This window comes from Pinisolibacter sp. DMC19 (genome assembly GCF_056313985.1).
Map to the genome: position 1 here is coordinate 424471 of NZ_JBQUZF010000001.1, position 16953 is coordinate 441423.

Annotated in this window: 15 protein-coding genes; 2 read left to right on the plus strand and 13 right to left on the minus strand. The window is 70.2% G+C overall.

Annotated elements, in window-relative coordinates; translation table 11 throughout:
• Positions 1 to 43: 43 nt before the first annotated feature.
• From tenA to ACT53U_RS01965, 12 genes are all read right to left on the minus strand, one after another.
• Positions 44 to 706 carry a thiaminase II gene (gene tenA, locus ACT53U_RS01910; RefSeq protein WP_476152279.1) on the minus strand — a complete coding sequence of 221 codons (663 nt, stop codon included), beginning with the start codon at positions 704 to 706 and terminating at the stop codon, positions 44 to 46.
• Positions 706 to 1068, minus strand: a complete 363-nt coding sequence (locus ACT53U_RS01915) for a HesB/IscA family protein (RefSeq protein WP_476152280.1) — start codon at positions 1066 to 1068, stop codon at positions 706 to 708. The genes tenA and ACT53U_RS01915 overlap by 1 nt, the downstream gene beginning before the upstream one ends.
• A gap of 14 nt (positions 1069 to 1082) precedes the next feature.
• A complete protein-coding gene (locus ACT53U_RS01920) occupies positions 1083 to 1469 on the minus strand; it encodes an SUF system Fe-S cluster assembly protein (protein WP_476152282.1) in 387 nt (128 codons plus the stop codon).
• 11 nt (positions 1470 to 1480) lie between these two features.
• Positions 1481 to 2716: a cysteine desulfurase gene (locus ACT53U_RS01925; RefSeq protein ID WP_476152283.1), complete on the minus strand. Its 1236-nt coding sequence runs from the start codon at positions 2714 to 2716 to the stop codon at positions 1481 to 1483.
• A complete protein-coding gene (sufD, locus tag ACT53U_RS01930; RefSeq protein ID WP_476152284.1) occupies positions 2713 to 4050 on the minus strand; it encodes a Fe-S cluster assembly protein SufD in 1338 nt (445 codons plus the stop codon). Before sufD ends, ACT53U_RS01925 begins: the two co-directional genes overlap by 4 nt.
• A gap of 10 nt (positions 4051 to 4060) precedes the next feature.
• A complete protein-coding gene (gene sufC / locus ACT53U_RS01935) occupies positions 4061 to 4816 on the minus strand; it encodes a Fe-S cluster assembly ATPase SufC (RefSeq protein WP_476152285.1) in 756 nt (251 codons plus the stop codon).
• A gap of 30 nt (positions 4817 to 4846) precedes the next feature.
• Complete coding sequence (locus tag ACT53U_RS01940; protein ID WP_476152287.1) at positions 4847 to 5419, minus strand: hypothetical protein; 573 nt, start codon at positions 5417 to 5419, stop codon at positions 4847 to 4849.
• Between the two features lie 67 nt (positions 5420 to 5486).
• Entirely contained in the window at positions 5487 to 6956 is a 1470-nt protein-coding gene (gene sufB, locus ACT53U_RS01945; protein WP_476152288.1) for a Fe-S cluster assembly protein SufB, read from the minus strand.
• A 131-nt stretch (positions 6957 to 7087) separates the two neighbouring features.
• Positions 7088 to 8251, minus strand: coding sequence for a cysteine desulfurase family protein (locus ACT53U_RS01950; RefSeq protein WP_476152290.1), 1164 nt, complete (start codon positions 8249 to 8251; stop codon positions 7088 to 7090).
• Between the two features lie 89 nt (positions 8252 to 8340).
• Positions 8341 to 8598: a PilZ domain-containing protein gene (locus ACT53U_RS01955; RefSeq protein WP_476152292.1), complete on the minus strand. Its 258-nt coding sequence runs from the start codon at positions 8596 to 8598 to the stop codon at positions 8341 to 8343.
• Between the two features lie 105 nt (positions 8599 to 8703).
• The gene (locus ACT53U_RS01960; RefSeq protein ID WP_476152293.1) at positions 8704 to 8961 is read right to left on the minus strand and encodes a hypothetical protein; all 258 of its coding nucleotides are present in this window, start codon (positions 8959 to 8961) and stop codon (positions 8704 to 8706) included.
• Between the two features lie 112 nt (positions 8962 to 9073).
• Positions 9074 to 10693 carry an FMN-binding glutamate synthase family protein gene (locus ACT53U_RS01965; RefSeq protein WP_476152294.1) on the minus strand — a complete coding sequence of 540 codons (1620 nt, stop codon included), beginning with the start codon at positions 10691 to 10693 and terminating at the stop codon, positions 9074 to 9076.
• A gap of 186 nt (positions 10694 to 10879) precedes the next feature.
• Here ACT53U_RS01965 and ACT53U_RS01970 point away from each other — a divergent pair, with 186 nt between their 5' ends.
• Together ACT53U_RS01970 and ACT53U_RS01975 are read left to right on the plus strand one after the other, a co-directional pair.
• Positions 10880 to 12118, plus strand: a complete 1239-nt coding sequence (locus tag ACT53U_RS01970) for an exonuclease SbcCD subunit D (RefSeq protein ID WP_476152296.1) — start codon at positions 10880 to 10882, stop codon at positions 12116 to 12118.
• Position 12119: 1 nt separating this feature from the next.
• Complete coding sequence (locus ACT53U_RS01975) at positions 12120 to 15863, plus strand: AAA family ATPase (RefSeq protein ID WP_476152298.1); 3744 nt, start codon at positions 12120 to 12122, stop codon at positions 15861 to 15863.
• Positions 15864 to 16066: 203 nt separating this feature from the next.
• On the opposite strand, the gene bla is transcribed toward ACT53U_RS01975, so the two are convergent.
• Entirely contained in the window at positions 16067 to 16936 is an 870-nt protein-coding gene (gene bla, locus ACT53U_RS01980) for a class A beta-lactamase (protein WP_476152299.1), read from the minus strand.
• Positions 16937 to 16953 lie beyond the last annotated feature (17 nt).

Genomic DNA, 16953 nt, shown 5'->3' on the forward strand with positions numbered 1-16953 from the left:
GGAACGACAGGGAGGGCGGTCCGCGAGGGCCGCCCCTCGCATGTCACGCGCCCTCGAGCCCCATCGACCAGAAGTCGGCCTCGAGCAGGCTCGCCGTGGCGAAGATCTCGGCGAGATCGTCGAAGCGCGCGGGCGTCAGCGAGCGTTCCGCCAGCCGATCGAGATGAGCGCAGGCGGCGGCCGCGATCTCCCGATAGGCCTCGCCGGCATATTCGGCGATCCATGCGGCGTAAGGGTTGGATGCGTCGAGCGCCCCCGGCCGCGCCGCGAGGGTCTTGGCGATCTCGGCATAGCCGACGACGCAGGGGGCGAGCGCGACGTGGAGGTCGAGGAGATCGCCCCTGAGCCCGGTGTCGATCACCCAGCGGGTATAGGCGACCGTGGCGCGGTGTTCCGGCGTCGTGTCGAGCACCGACAGCGGAATGCCGCGCGCCTCGCAGAGCCGCACGTGCAGCCCCATTTCTGTGTCGAGCAGCCCTTTCAGCCCGGCGAAGGAGGCGCGCATCTCGGCGAGATCGCGGCCCTTGAAGACGGCGAGCGCATAGGCGCGGGCGAACTGGATCAGGAACAGCCAGTCCTGCACCAGATAGGTGCGGAACGCCGCCTCCGGCAGCTCGCCCGAGCCGAGCCCGTGGACGAAGGGATGGTCGACATAGGCGCGCCACGCCTCGGGACGGGCGGCGACGAGGCGATCGAAGAGATCCATCACACCTTCGCCGGCTCGATCGAGACGGATTCGCCGCAGCCGCAGGCCGAGATCTGGTTCGGGTTCTCGAACACGAAGGTCGAGGCCATCTTGTCGGTCTTGAAGTCGACCGTGGTGCCGAGGAGATAGAGCGTCGCCGCCGGATCGACGAAGACGGTGACGCCGTCGACCTCGACCACGTCGTCCTTGGGATCGGCCGCCGCGACCATCTCGAACTTGTAGGTCATGCCGGCGCAACCGCCCTTGTCGAGACCGAGGCGGAGGCCGGCGAGCGGCGTCGACGAATTGGCGATGATCGCGCGCACGCGGTCGACCGCGGCGGGCGTCAGCTTAACGACGGGCATGTCGCCGAAGAGACCCATGGGAGTACTCCTTCTCAATACATGTCGAGCGCGATGCGCGCCTCGTCGGACATGCGATCCTGCGTCCATGGCGGATCGAAGACCATGCTGACGCTGACTTCGTTGATGCCGGCGACGGAGCGGATGGCGTTCTGCACCCAGTCCGGCATTTCGCCCGCCACCGGGCAGCCCGGCGCGGTCAGCGTCATGTCGACCTTGACGTTGCGATCGTCGTCGATGTCGACCTTGTAGATCAGCCCGAGCTCGTAGATGTCGGCCGGGATCTCGGGGTCGTAGACCGTCTTCAGCGCGGAGATGATGTCCTGCGTCAGACGCTCCAGTTCCTCGGGCGGAATGGCCGAGCCCCCCGAGGTCGCGACCTGGGCGGGACCTTCGGAAAACGCCGGTGCCGTGCTCTCCATTGTCGAACTCCTCAGGCGAAGAAGGCTTGCGCCTTGACGATGCCCTCGACCAACCGGTCGACCTCGTCGCGCGTGTTGTACATGGCGAAGGACGCCCGGCAGGTGGACGTCACCCCGTAACGCTTCAGGAGCGGCTGGGCACAGTGGGTGCCCGCACGCACCGCGATGCCGTAGCGATCGAGGATCGTCGCGACGTCGTGGGCATGGGCTCCCGCCACCTCGAAGGCGACGATCGCTCCCTTGCCCGGCGCCTTGCCGAAGATCCGGACAGAATTGAGTTCGCCTAGCCGGGCGTGGGCATAGGCGCCGATGTCGGCCTCGTGGGCGGCGATCGCCTCGCGGCCCACCTTCATCATGTAGGCGAGCGCGGCGCCGAGCCCCGCCGCCTCGACGATCGGCGGCGTGCCCGCCTCGAAGCGATGCGGCGGCTCGCCGTAGGTGACGATGTCCTCCGTCACCTCGCGGATCATCTCGCCGCCGCCGAGGAAGGGCGGCATGCGCGACAGGAGTTCGTGGCGGCCCCACAGCGCGCCGATGCCGGTCGGGCCGTAGAGCTTGTGGCCGGTGATGGCGTAGAAGTCGCAGCCGAGCGCCTTCACGTCGACCGGCATGTGGACCGCGCCCTGCGACCCGTCGACCACCACCAGGATGCCGCGCTCGTGGGCAATCCGCGAGACCTCGGCGATCGGCACCACCGTGCCGGTGACGTTCGACATGTGGGTTACGGCGACGATCTTGGTGCGCGGCGTCAGCAGCTTCTCGAATTCGTCGAGGAGGAACGAGCCGTCCTCGGCGATCGGCGCCCACTTCAGCACGACGCCCTTGCGCTCGCGCAGGAAGTGCCAGGGCACGATGTTGGCGTGATGCTCGAGGATCGAGATCACCACCTCGTCGCCGGCGACGAGGTCCTGCCCGAGCGACGACGCCACGAGGTTCAGCGCCTCGGTCGACGACTTGGTGAAGACGATCTCGTCGAGCGACGGCGCGCCGAGGAAGTCGCGGACGATCTCGCGCGCGCCCTCGTAGGCCTCCGTCGCGGCATTGGCGAGGTGATGCAGGCCGCGATGCACGTTGGCATAGCGATGCTCCATCACGTCGACCATCTCGTCGATCACCGCCCGCGGCTTCTGCGCCGAGGCGCCGCTGTCGAGATAGACGAGCCGATGCCCGAAGACCTGCGTCTCGAGGATCGGGAAGTCGCGGCGGATCGCCTCGACGTCGTAGGGCTTGGTCATGGGAGCGTTCATGCGGCCTTCCCCCCGCGCGCGTCGATCCAGGCCTCGAGCTCGCCCTCGATCGCCTCGCGGACGACCTCGGGCCCGATCGCGTCCGTCACCTCGCCGAGGAAGGCGCGGATGAGGAGCTTCTCGGTCTCGGCCGCCGGAATGCCGCGGCTCATCAGGTAGAATTTCAGATCGTCGGACAGATCGGAGACCGTCGCGCCGTGGGCGCAGGCGACGTCGTCGGCGAAGATCTCGAGTTCCGGCTTGGCCGACGCCTCGGCGCGGTCGGAGAGCAGCACGGAGTGCGCCCCCATCCGTCCGTCGGTGCCCTGCGCCGCCTTCTCGACCGAGATCCGGCCCTGGAAGACCGACTTGGCCTCGTCGTCCACCGCCGACTTGTAGAGTTCGCGGCTGACCGAATTCGGCGCCGCATGCGTCACGGCGAGCGTGGCATCGGCATGCGCCCTGCCCTTCGCCAGCGTCGCGCCGCGAGTGGTGAAGTCGACGTTCGCCCCGAGCCGGGCGAAGATCTGGGTGCGGGCGAGCTTCGCCCCGAGCGTCACCAGCGAATGGTCGACCTTGCCGCCATCGGCGACGTCGACGACCAGCGTCGACAACCGCGCCGCGGCATCGCCCTCGCGCTGATGATCGACCCAGGTCACGTCCGCCCCGGCGCCGACCGTCAGTTCGACGAGCGCATGGGCATGGATCTCGACACCGTCCGGGCTCTCGTGGCTCTCGATCACGGTGAGGGACGCGCCCTCGCCGACCGAAACCGCGTGGCGGACGAAGGCCGAGACCGAAACCCCGCGCGAAACATGGCGGATCACCAGCGGCCGGGCAGCCTTGGCGCCTTCCGCGACGCGCACCACCAGACCGTCGGTGTAGAAGGCCGAGGCCAGCGCCACCATCGGATCGGCATCCGCGTCGCGTTCCACCGAGACCCGGCGGCCGAGTTCGACCAGCGCGCCGTCACCCTTCGCCAGCCCTTCGGCGATGGTCGTGACGCTCACGCCCTCGCCGAGACCGGAGAGGTCGGAGAGATCGGCGGCGAACCAGCCGTCGACGAAGACGGCCCGCGCCGCCTCGAGGCCGGCGAAGACGTCGGCCGAAACCGCGACCTTGCCCGTCGGCCGCTCGGCCGGAGCCGGAGCGGCGGTCAGCAGCGTGCGCAGGTCGGTGAAGTGATAGGGCTCGATCCGCCGATGCGGCAGCCCCTTCGCCTCGAAACGGGCGAAGGCGGCGGCGCGCGGCGCGAAATCGCCCGGCAGGTCGCCCGAACGGTCGGCGAAGGCGGTGCCGAGATCGATCTCGGCCTTCGTCCGGCGCCGCTCGGGAACGATGGTGACGTCGTTCATCACCGCCTCCTCACGCCGCTTCTTCGGCGAAGTCGGCATAGCCCTTCGCCTCGAGTTCGAGCGCCAGTTCCGGCCCGCCGGTCTTGACGATCCGGCCCTTGGACAGGACGTGGACGATGTCCGGACGGATGTGGTCGAGCAGGCGCTGGTAGTGGGTGATGACGACGAAGCCGCGCTCGGGCGAACGCAGCGCGTTGACGCCCTCGGAGACGACCTTCAGCGCGTCGATGTCGAGGCCGGAGTCGGTCTCGTCGAGGATCGCGAGCTTGGGCTGGAGGATCGCCATCTGCAGGATCTCGTTGCGCTTCTTCTCGCCGCCGGAGAAACCGACGTTGACCGGGCGCTTGAGCATGTCCTGGGTGATCTTGAGCTTGCCGGCTTCCGTGCGGACGAGCCGCATGAAGTCGGGCGTCGAGATCTCCTCCTCGCCGCGCTGCTTGCGCTGGGCGTTGAGAGCGGCCTTGAGGAACGTCATGTTGCCGACGCCCGGGATCTCGACCGGATACTGGAAGGCGAGGAAGAGGCCGTTGGCCGCCCGCGCCGCCGGGTCCATGTCGAGCAGGTCGACGCCGTCGAGCGTCGCGGTGCCGTCGGTGACGCGGTAGCCGGGCTTGCCGGCGAGCACATGGGAGAGCGTCGACTTGCCGGCGCCGTTCGGCCCCATGATGGCATGCACTTCGCCCGGCTTCACGGTGAGGTTCAGCCCGCGCAGGATCTCGCGGCCGTCGGCCTCGATCTCGGCATGGAGGTTGTTGATTTCGAGCATCGAACTCTCCTGCGCGGCCCTTTGGCCGCGTTACTCTGCAAGTCTGTCTTTGATCACGACTGCCATGGCATAGAGGCTGTCCTCTCTCCCATTCTGCAGCATCTTTCCAACCTTGTTCAGCGGAAGCAGAAGCGATTTACCCTGCGCGAGGATCAGCGCGTTGGAAACATCGGCCTTGCCACCAACGAGTTGAACCATCTCGGGGTTCTTCGACAGCCACTCCTGATGCGACCACCACTCGAGTTTCCCTTCACTCTGCTTGCGGAGCACTTCGCCGAAGTAAGTCCCCAGTAAGAGCGTGATATTGCTCAGGGCAGTCTCATCGACGTGAACCAACTTCCCTGACGCGTTCCGCTGAAAGACCAACTGACCCGAAAAGACCAGAAAATCATCGACGACCTTCAGACTTTCCAACGAATAGTCGAGCTTGGAGCGATCGAGCAGGTCGTTGGACGGCCCGTAGACCGGATTCGTCCTGAGCAGTCGGGCTTGAATCTCCTGGACCTTGTCTTGAGCGCCCCGCTCTGCTGCTCGTGCCGGCAGCAACCAACCAAACAAGCCGAGCACCATTGCGAGAAATACCCGTCCGAGCTTTCCGAACATGTCCATCTCCGATACGAACCCAAAAAGCATATTCTTGGTTGTATCTGGCAAGATGGATACCGTAAAGCTACCCAACGCTCCCCTCGAGGCTGACGCCGATCAGCTTCTGCGCCTCGACGGCGAACTCCATCGGGAGTTGCTGCAGCACGTCGCGGACGAAGCCGTTGACGATCAGCGCCACCGCCTCCTCGGCCGGCAGGCCGCGCGAGATGCAGTAGAACAGCTGGTCGTCGGAGATCTTCGAGGTGGTCGCCTCGTGCTCGACCTTGGCGCGCGGATTGCCGCTCTCGAGATAGGGCACGGTATGGGCGCCGCAGTCGTGGCCGATCAGCAGGCTGTCGCAGTTGGTGAAGGAGCGTGCGCCCTCCGCCTTGCGGTTGACCTTGACCTGGCCGCGATAGGTGTTCTGCGAGTGGCCCGCCGAAATGCCCTTGGAGATGATCCGCGAGGTGGTGTTCTTGCCCAGATGAATCATCTTGGTGCCCGAATCCACCTGCTGATGGCCGTTCGACACCGCGATCGAGTAGAACTCGCCCTTGCTGTCGTCACCGCGCAGGATGCAGCTCGGATATTTCCAGGTGATCGCCGAGCCGGTCTCGACCTGCGTCCACGAGATCTTCGAACGGTCGCCGCGGCAGTCGCCGCGCTTGGTCACGAAGTTGTAGATGCCGCCGCGGCCGTCCTTGTCGCCGGGGTACCAGTTCTGGACGGTCGAGTATTTGATCTCGGCGTCCTCGTGGGCGATCAGTTCGACGACCGCCGCATGGAGCTGGTTCTCGTCGCGCTGCGGCGCGGTGCAGCCCTCGAGATAGCTCACGTAGGAGCCCTTCTCGGCGATGATCAGCGTGCGCTCGAACTGGCCGGTCTTCTTCTCGTTGATACGGAAGTAGGTCGACAGTTCCATCGGGCAGCGCACCCCTTCCGGGATCCACACGAAGGACCCGTCGGAAAAGACCGCCGAATTCAGCGTCGCATAGTAGTTGTCGGAGACCGGAACGACGGTGCCGAGATACTTCTTCACCAGATCGGGGTGCTCGCGCATCGCCTCGGAGATCGAGCAGAAGATGATCCCGTGCTTGGCCAGCTCGTCACGGAAGGTCGTGACGACGGAGACGCTGTCGAACACCGCGTCGACCGCCACCCGCGCACCCTCGACGCCGGCGAGAACCGCCTGCTCTTTCAAGGGGATGCCAAGCTTTTCGTAAGTCCGCAGCAGCTCCGGATCGACCTCGTCCAGGCTCTTCGGCCCCGCCGCGGTCTTGGGCGCGGCGTAGTAGTAGAGATCCTGGAAGTCGATCTTGGGATAGGAGACGCGCGCCCAGGTCGGCTCTTCCATGGTCAGCCAACGGCGATAGGCCGCGAGCCGCCATTCGAGCATCCACTCGGGTTCGTTCTTCTTGGCGGAGATGAACCGGACGGTGTCTTCGCACAGGCCCTTGGGGGCCATGTCGGACTCGATCGCGGTCTCGAAACCGTACTTGTATTGGTCGACGTCGATCGCCCGGACCTGGTCGACCGTTTCTTTCACTGCAGCCATGTCGTTCTCTCTTCGCAACGCGGGTTCAAGGCCCGCGGGTTCGAGAATCCGTATTCCATACCGAGGAAGTGGTGCGGTGCACCCTCCACGGCAAGGCTTTCGAGCAGGCCCGTCTTCGACGTGCCCGGCCTTCAGCCCTTGGCGAGCCGCCCCATCACCCGCCGCCAGACCTCGACGAAACGGTCGACGTCGTCGACGCTCGTCTCGGTGCCCAGCGACACGCGGAGGGCGGAACGGGCGAGATCCGCATCGAGCCCCATGGCTTCCACCACGTGGCTCGGGCCGACCTTGCCCGAGGAGCAGGCCGAGCCGGCCGAGAGAGCGACGCCTTCGAGATCGAAGGCGATGACCGCCGTCTCCGCCGAGACGCCCGCCTGCGCCACCATGGTGGTGTTGCAGAGCCGCGGCGCGCCCGCTCCCAGAACTTTCACATTGGAAGAATGAGAAAGCAACCGCTCTTCGAGCCGTTCCCGCAGGGTCTGCATTCCTCCGAAGGTCGAAATCCGAGACCGGGCGACCTCCGCGGCGACGCCGAAGGCGACGATGCCGGGCACGTTCTGCGTGCCGGCCCGCCGGTTCCCCTCCTGCCCGCCGCCCGGAATCAGCACCGCCGGCACCACGTCCGGGTTCCTGAGCACCAGCGCGCCCGAGCCCGGCAGGCCGCTGATCTTGTGGGCGGAGAGCGACAGCATGTCGACGTCGAGCCCCGGCACGTCGAGCGCCAGCCGCCCCGCCGCCTGAACGGCGTCGCAGTGGACGATCGCTCCGTGCGCCCGCGCGATCCGCGCGATCTCGGCCACCGGCTGGATCACCCCGGTCTCGGAGTTGGCGAGCTGCACCGACACCATCGCCCGCTCACCGGCGGCAGCGATCGTCGCGAGCCGAGCCTCGAGCCAGTCGAGCCGCAGCAGTCCCTCGCCGTCGACGCCGATCCGTTCGACCCGGTCGGGGGCGAAGCGTCCGCCCGTCAGCACCGATGGGTGCTCCGTCGCGCCGATCAGCAGGCGATCGAGGCGGACGTCGGTCGAACCGATCCTGAGCGCGGGCGACAGCGCGAAGACGTTCGCCTCCGTCGCCCCCGAGGTGAAGACGACACCGGCCGGCGCGGCACCTGCGAGCGAAGCGACCGCCCGGCGCGCCGCCTCCACCCGCATCCGCGCGGCACGGCCTTCGGTGTGGACGGAGGACGCATTGCCGCCCGCCCGCGCCGCCGCGACCGCAGCCTCGAGGGCGTCGGACAGCACCGGCGCGCCGGCATTGTGGTCGAGGAAGAGACGGGGCGAGGGCATGAGCATCGCGAGAAACGAGAAAGGGCGCCCGATCGTCGGATCGGTCGCCCCCTGATTGGCACATCCGGCGCCGCCCCGCAAAGGGCAGTAACTGGTCACTCGAAGCTGGTGCCCATCTCCTTGCCGCGCACCCAGACCTTCTGCGCCGTCATCTTGCGGCCGCGGTCGAGGAGACGCAGTTCGAACTCGCTCGGCACGATGGCGTTGTCGCCGAATTCGAGCTTGGCGCCCTTCGAGGTGATGTTGCGCACGGTACAGTCCATCGACGCCTTGCCGCCGGCGAAGACGACGCTGCCGCGCAACAGTCCCCGACGACGCGCCTCGCTGCGGCGCTCGACGAATTCTTCCGACATGGAACGCTCCGATGCTGCAAAGACACGACAATTCGAAGAAAAAGCATACGCTCCCTCCGAATTCCCGCCAGCGGAACCTCGAAACGCGGTGAAGGATGTCTCAATTCACTCGAAGGCGACGCCGACGTCGCCGCTGCGCGCCCACACGAAGCGCGCCCGCCGCTTGTCGCCGCGCTCCTTGAGGCGCAGCTCGAACATGGTCGGCAGGATGGTCGGTCCTTCGAAACGCAAGAGCGCCCCGCCCTCGGACCACCCCCGGACCTGACAGTCCATCGACTTCCATCCGCCGCCGAAGACGACGAGCCCGCTGAGCAGCGTGCGTCGTCGCTGATGGCTGCGGCGTTCGAAACGAACGACGTTCATGGTCGCAATCCCTTTCGCCTCGATCTGCAATCGGAGGAAGAGGGATAGCCGACCACACCGACAACCGAAAGCTGTCGGTGAATTGTTCGTTAATATGACGGTTGACCCGAGGTCACGGCTGGAAGCGGTCCGCCCGCGCCATCGCCCAAGCGTCGCGGAAGCGGCGATCGTCGGTGCCGGCGAGGAGTTCGCCGTGGCCGAGCGCCGGGTAGAGCGCGTCGAAACCGACCGATTCCTGCGCCGAGATCCGCCGTGAGAAATGCGCCGGACCAAAGCGGCCGGGATGGTCGAGACCGGCGGCACCCGTCAGTTCGGCGAGCGCATGCAGCGTCGAGGCGTGGAAGTTCGCCACCCGCTTGCGCTTGTCGGCCACCACCAGGGCGCGCGAGCGGGTCGGGTCCTGGGTCGCGACGCCGACCGGGCAGCGGTCGGTGTGGCAGCTCTGCGACTGGATGCAGCCGACCGCGAACATGAAGGCCCGCGCCGCATTGCACCAGTCGGCGCCGAGCGCCATCGTCCGGGCGACGTCGAAGGCGGTGACGACCTTGCCCGAGGCCCCGATCCGGATCGCGCCCCTGAGCCCCGCGCCGACCAGCGCGTTGTGGACGAAGTCGAGCCCGTCGCGCAGCGGCATGCCGAGATGGTCCATGAATTCCATCGGCGCCGCACCGGTCCCGCCCTCCTTGCCGTCGATGACGATGAAGTCGGGCAGGATGCCGGTCTCCACCATCGCCTTGACCACGCCGAGGAACTCCCACGGATGGCCGACGCAGAGCTTGAAGCCGACCGGCTTGCCGCCGGAGAGTTGGCGCAGCGAGGCGACGAACTCGAGCAGTCCGATCGGCGTCGAGAAGGCCGAATGCGCCGACGGCGAGATGCAGTCCTCGCCTTCGCGCACCCCGCGCGTCGCCGCGATCTCGGCCGAGACCTTGGCCGCCGGCAGCACGCCGCCGTGGCCGGGCTTCGCTCCTTGCGACAGCTTCACCTCGATCATCTTCACCTGCGGATCGGACGCCGTCTCGGCGAAGCGCTCCGGCGAGAAGGACCCGTCGAGATTGCGCGCGCCGAAATAGCCCGAGCCGAGTTCCCAGACGAGATCGCCGCCGTTCACCCGGTGATGGGGTGAGATGCCGCCCTCGCCGGTGTCGTGGTGGAAGCCGCCGTCCTTCGCCCCGCCGTTCAGCGCCATGATGGCATTGGCCGAGAGTGCGCCGAAGCTCATCGCCGAGATGGCGAAGACCGAGGCCGAATAGGGCTGCGAACACGACGGCCCGCCGACGTCGATCCTGAGCGCCTTGGGATCGACGCTGCGCGGGGCGAACGAATGACGCATCCACTCGTAGCCTTCGGCATAGACGTCGTGCTGGGTGCCGAAGGGGCGCTTGTCGAGCTCGCTCTTGGCGCGCTGATAGACGACGGCGCGGCGATCGCGCGAGAACGGCATGCCGTTCTTCTCGTCCTCGAAGAAATACTGCCGCATCTCCGGCCGCATCTCCTCGAGCAGGAAGCGCAGATGCGCCGAGATCGGATAGTTGCGCAGCACCGCGTGGCGGGTCTGGACCAGGTCGCGGATGCCGAGGATCGAGAGGCCGGCGAAGAGCACGAGCGGCAGGCCGATCAGCCAGTGGTCGGCCGGATGGGCGACGTAGAGGCCGAAGAAGAGCGCCGTCAGCGCCAGCGCCAGCGTCAACGCGACGTAGCGCGGCGAAAGGGCCAGTCCGAGATACCGCATCGCCTGCCTCCCGAGGATCGATCCGCCAATTGCGTTCCTCATCCGCATCGGTTCGATGACGGCCGCGACGGATCGATTCGTCCGTCGCAGTCTGCGCCGCGGCCGCGCCGTCGTCACGCCGGGTGCGCACGCCTCGGCAACGGGTTAGTCTCGATCCGTCGCCAGTCACCAGAATCGGAGCCGTCCGTGATCCGTCTCCTCCACACCGCCGATTGGCACCTCGGCCAGACGCTGATGGGCTGGTCGCGGGAGGAGGAACACGCCCGCGCGCTGGCGAGCCTTCTCGACGTCGCCGAGGCTCGCGCGATCGACGCTCTGATCGTCGCCGGCGACGTCTTCGACACCCAGAACCCGAGCGAACGCGCCGAAGCCCTGCTCTTCCGCACGCTGGTGGAGCTGCGCCGCCGCCTGCCCCGCGTCGCCGTGGTGATCGTCGCCGGCAACCACGACCCCGCCGGCCGCATCGAGGCGCCGCGCCCGCTGCTCGCCGAACTCGGCGTCCATGTCGTCGGCCGCGTCCGCCGCCGCGACGAGGCCTTCGATCTCGACCGCCATCTCGTCTCGCTCGCCCCGGCGGACGGCGGCCCGACGGTCCATGTCCTCGCCCTGCCCCATCTCGGGCCGGCCAGCCTGCCGCCCTTCGACCGCCGCGACGAGCGGCCCGGCTCGCCGATCGTCCGCGCCGTCCGCACCCTGCACGCCGAGGCGATCACCGCCGCCCGCGCCCGGGTGGGCGACGCGCCCCTCGTCGTCACCGGCCATCTGACGCTCGCCGGCGGCCTCGAATCGGAGGGCGCCGAGCGCCGCATCCTGATCGGCGGCGAACACGCCGTGCCGGTCGATCTCTTCCCCGCCGACCTCGCCTATGTCGCGCTCGGCCATCTCCACAAGCCGCAGAGCGTCGGCCGCGAGACCGTCCGCTATTCCGGCTCGCTCTTCCCCTTGTCGGCGACCGAGCGCGGCTATGCCCACGGCGTCTCGCTGGTCGAGATCGACGCGGGCGTTACCCGGGTCGAGCATGTCGCGATCCCGCGGCCCTTGCCCTTCCTGCGCCTGCCCGATCGCAGCGCCATGGCTCTGGCAGAACTCGACGACGCGCTTTCCGCCCTCGGCCTCGATCCGGAGACCCCGGTCGAGCTGCGCCCCTTCGTCCAGCCGGTGATCCGCCTCGACGGCCCCGCGCCCGACCTCAAGGCCGAACTCGACCGCATCGCCGCCGCCCATCCGGTCCGCCTGATCGGCCATCAGGTCGAACGCCCGATCGTCGAGGAGGCCCCCGTCGCGCCGATGCTCGATCTCTCCGAGATCGCCCCGGTCGATCTCTTCGCCGCCGCCTTCCGTCGCGCCCACGGCTGCGATCCCGAGCCCCGCCACGTCGAGGCCTTCGACCGCCTCGTCGGTCGCGTCGAGAACGAGGAGGTGTGAGATGCGCATCCTCGCCCTGCGCGGCCACAACCTCGCCAGCCTCGCCGAACCCTTCGAGATCGACCTCGAGGCCGAACCGCTCGCCGGTGCCGGTCTCTTCGCCATCACCGGCGAGACCGGGTCCGGCAAGTCGACCCTGCTCGACGCGCTCTGCCTCGCCCTCTACGGCGACTTCCCGCGCGTCTCCGAGGGCTCCGACCAGACGCTGCCCGACGTCGGCGTCGAGACCATCAAGGCCAAGGACGCCCGCAACATCCTGCGGCGCGGCGCGGCGCGCGGCTCGGCCGAGGTCGACTTCGTCGGCCTCGACGGCGCCCGCTATCGCGCGACGTGGTCGGTCAACCGCGCCCGCGGCCGCGCCGACGGCCGGCTGCAGGCGGCGACGCGCCTCCTGGTGAAGCTCGCGCCCGACGGCGCGGCGGCCGAACCGATCGCCGAGAAGACCGCCGTCACCGCCGCGGTCGAGGGGCTGACCGACCTCACCTTCGACCAGTTCCGCCGCACCGTCGTGCTGGCGCAGGGCGAATTCGACGCCTTCCTCGCCGCCAACGAGGCCGAACGCGCCGATCTGCTCGAGAAGATCACCGGCACCGAGATCTACGCCCGCCTGTCGCGCGAGGCCTTCGACGTCGCCAAGACGGCGCGCGAGGCGGTGGAACGCGCCCGCGAACGCCTTGCCGACGTCGGTATGCTCGAATCCGCCGTCCGCGAGGAGAAACTCGCCCGCCGCGACGCCATCCTCGCCGAACTGGCCACCCTCGACACCCGTCTCGCCGCCGCCACGGCCGCGCTCGCCCTGCACGACCGCCGCGACGCCGCCCGCACCGCCGCAGCGGAGGCCGACGCCAAGGCGGCCGGCGCCACCGCGGAGATCGAGGCGACGCGGGCCGAACGCATGCGGCTCTCGGCGATCGGCCGCGCCACGACGCTGCGCCCGGTCTTCGATCGTCTCGCCGCCGCCCGCCGCGCCGAGGCCCGCGCCGTCGAGGCGCTCGCCGAGGCACGCAAGCGCCTCGAGGTCGCGACGCCCCTCTACGGCGACGCCCGCGCCACCCGCGACGCCGCCAATGCCGCCGTCCGCGCCGTGGTCGAGGAGATCGAGGCGCTGAAACCGGCCTGGACCGCCGCCGCCGCCCTCGACGAACGCATCCTCGGCGCCGCCCGCGCCGTTACCGAGGCCGAGACCCCGGCGGAGGCCGCGCGCACCGAACGCGACGAGACCGCCGCCCGCATGGCCGACCTCGCCGCCCGCCGCGCCGACGTCGTCGGGCGGCTGGCGACCCTGCGCGCCGAGGCCGAGCGGCGTCCGGCGGTCGCTGCCCTGGTCGATGCCTTCGACGCCGTCGACGAACGGCTCGTCGAGCGCGCGGCCGTCCGCACCCGCCGGCTCGACGCCGAGACCCGTCGCGACCGAGCGATCGCCGACGCCACCGCCGCCGCCGAGGTGCTCGCCGCCCTCGACGCCGCCGCATCCGCCCGCCGCGACGAGCGCGCGACGCTCGAGGCCGAGACGGTGCGTCTGCGCGACACACTCGCCGGCCTGCGCATGGAAGAGACCGCCGCCCGCGACGCCGGTCTCGCAAGGCTCGCGGCCGAGGTCGCAGCCCTCCTGCCGCTCGCCCGCGAGACGGCCGCCGCGACCGCGCTCGCCGATCGTCTCTCCGGAGAGGCCGAGGCCGCCCGCGCCGAGGCCGAAGCCGCCGCGACCGCCCTGCCGCCCCTCGTCGGCGAACGCGAGACCATCCAGCGCCGGCTCGCCGAGGGCGAGGCCGCCCGCCGCCTCGCCGACGCGCTCGACGACGCCCATGCGGCAGCGCTGCGCGAGACGCTGGTCGAGGGCACCCCCTGCCCGGTCTGCGGCGCCACCGACCATCCGATCCTGACCGATCCGTCGATCCGGACCGCGCTCGAGGCGCTGCGCGCCGAGCGTCGCGGGCTGGAAGAACGGCTTTCCGCCCTCGACGGCGCCGTCGCCGATCTCGATCGCCGCCGCTCCGCCGCCGAGACCCGCCGCGAAACGCTCGCCGCCCATCTCGCCGACGCCCGTGCCCGGACGGACGCCGCCGCCTCGGCGCTCGCCGCGGCGGAAGCCCGCATCGCCGCGCTCCGCCCCGAAGACGGCCTCGATCCCCACGCAGAGGCCGGCTCGGAGGCGCGCTGGACGAGCTTCGCCGCGCGAATCGACGCCGCTCGCGCACCCCTCGCCGAGGCCCGCGCCCGCGCCGACGCCACCCGCCTGGCGCTCGACGCCGCCGGCACGCGCCTCGCCGCGCTCGACCGCACCCGCGAGGCGGAAGCGCCCGAACGCACCCGCCTCGCCGAGGCCGCCGCCGACGCCGAACGCCGCCGTGCGGTGGCCGAGGCGACGATCGGCGATGCCGCCCACCGCATCGCCGAGATCGACGCCCGTCTCGCGCTCCATCTCGAACCGCTCGACCTCGGCCCCGCCGATCTCGACGCCCGCGGCGATGCCATCCGCCGTCGGCTGCACGAGGTCACCGTCGCCCGCCGCGCCGCCGCGGCGGAAGCCGCGCGCCTCGCCGAGGAGGAACAGGGGCTGGAGCGCGACGCTCTGGTCGCCGCCGCCGCGCTCGAGCGAGCCGGACGGGCGCTCGCCACCGCCGAGGCGACGCTCGCCGCGGCGCGCGCCCAACACGCGCGCTACGTCGCCGAGCGCGCCGGCCTGCTCGACGGCACGCCCACCGCCATCCACCGCGAGGAACGCGACCGCCGCCGCGCCGAGGCCGAGGCGGCGCGCGACCGCGCCGTCGCAGCCCTCGACGCCGCCCGCCGCGAACACGACGAGGCGATCACCCGCGTCACCGAGCGCAAGGAGGTCCTGATCGGCCTCGAGGACGAGAGTTCGCAGGCCGCGACCATCCGCGACCACGCGCTCGCCGCCGCCGATCTCGACCTCGCCGAGACCGCGACGCTGCTCGCCCTGCCGGCCGACGAGGTCGAGACCCTCGCCGCCCGTCTGCGCACCATCGACGAGGCCGCCCGCGCCGCCGCGACCGAGGCCGCCGCCCGTCGCCGCGATCTCTTCGCCCTCGAGGCGGAAGCCGCCGAGACCGCCGACCGCGCCGTCGCCGCCGACGATCTCGCCGCCGCCCGCGCCCTCGGCGAGACGCTCAACCGCGAGCTCGGCGCCTTGGGCGAGGCACTCGCCGCCGACGACGAAGCCCGCCGCCGGGCCGGCGACATCGAGACCGAGATCGTGCAACTGACCGACGAGGCGGCGATCCATGCCGCCGTCGAGGTGGCGATCGGCTCGGCCGACGGGGCGAAGTTCCGCCGCTTCGCGCAAGGGATCACGCTCGATCGGCTGGCGGCACTGGCCGACCGCCATCTGGCGACGCTCGCCCCGCGCTACCGCCTGCAACGCACCGAAGGGCTGGGCCTCGCCATCGTCGACCGCGACATGGGCGACGAGACCCGCTCCACCCGCTCGCTGTCGGGCGGCGAGCGCTTCCTCGCCTCGCTGGCGCTGGCGCTGGCGCTGTCGGGGCTGGAAGGGCGGCGCGGTTTCGTCGACACGCTCTTCGTCGACGAAGGCTTCGGCTCGCTCGACGCCGCCACCCTCGACGTCGCCATCGATGCGCTGGAGAGCCTGCAGAGCGAGGGCCGCCGGGTCGGCGTGATCAGCCACGTGCCGGCGCTGCAACGCCGCGTGCCGGTGCAGATCCGCATCCGCCGCGCCGGCCTCGGCCGTTCCCGCGTCGAGATCGACGATGGACGGGGGTGAGGCGTCGCCGGGGATGAGACGCCGGCCTCATGGCCCCCTGTTCGGCTTCACCCTGAGGTGCTCGCGAAGCGAGCCTCGAAGGGCGAAGCCATGACGGGCGGTGCCACTCGGCCCTTCGCCCTTCGAGGCCCGGCTGCGCCGGGCACCTCAGGATGAAGGGCCTCCGCAGGACGCCGAAAGGTCGAAGGATCGGATCGTCGACCTCACCCCACCACGCGGGCGATCGCCGCGCCGATCTCGGCGATGGCGGCGTTGCGGGCGGCCATGTCGACCTTCGTCTCGGCGAAATAGAGCGCGATCGTCAGCGTCGGTCCCTTCGGCCGCTCGACCACGGCGATGATGCCGCGGGCGCCGTTGCCGCCGGAGCCGGTCTTGTCGGCGATCACCCAGTCCTTCGGCATGCCGGCACGGAAGAGGCCGTCGGCCACCCGGTCGCCGCGCATCCAGCCGAGGAGCCGCGCCCGCGAGGCCGGCGAGAGCACGTCGGCGAAGGCGAGGCGCTCCAGCGTCGCGGCCATGGCGGCGGGCGTGGTGGTGTCCCGCGGATCGCCCGGCGTCGCTTCGTTCAGCGTCGGTTCGTTGCGGTCGAGCCGGGTGACGTCGTCGCCGATGCCGCGCAGGAAGGCCGTCAACCCGGCCGGTCCGCCGATGGCCTCGAGGATGCCGTTCGCGGCGGTGTTGTCGGACCAGGCGATCGCCGCCTCGCACAGCTCGCCGAGCGGCACGCCGCCCGGACCGATCCGCTTCTCGGTGACCGGCGACCATTCGATCAGGTCGCCGCGGCCGATGGCGACGCGGCGATCGAGGCTCTCCTCGCCGCGATCGACCCGCGCCAGCAGAGCCGCCGCGGCCGAGGCCTTGAAGGTCGAACACATGGCGAAGCGCTCGTCGCCGTGGAAGCCGCGGATCTCGCGGCCCTCGGCGCGGATGGCGAGACCGACCCGGCCGCCGATCCGCGCGGCGACCGCCGCCAGCGTCTCGTCGAGCGCGTCGCCGGCCCGTGCCGGCCCCGCGAAGCCGAGCGCCGCCGCTCCGCCGATCAGCCCGAGCATCGTCCGTCGCGTCGCCCTCATGGCGCTTCTCTTGATCT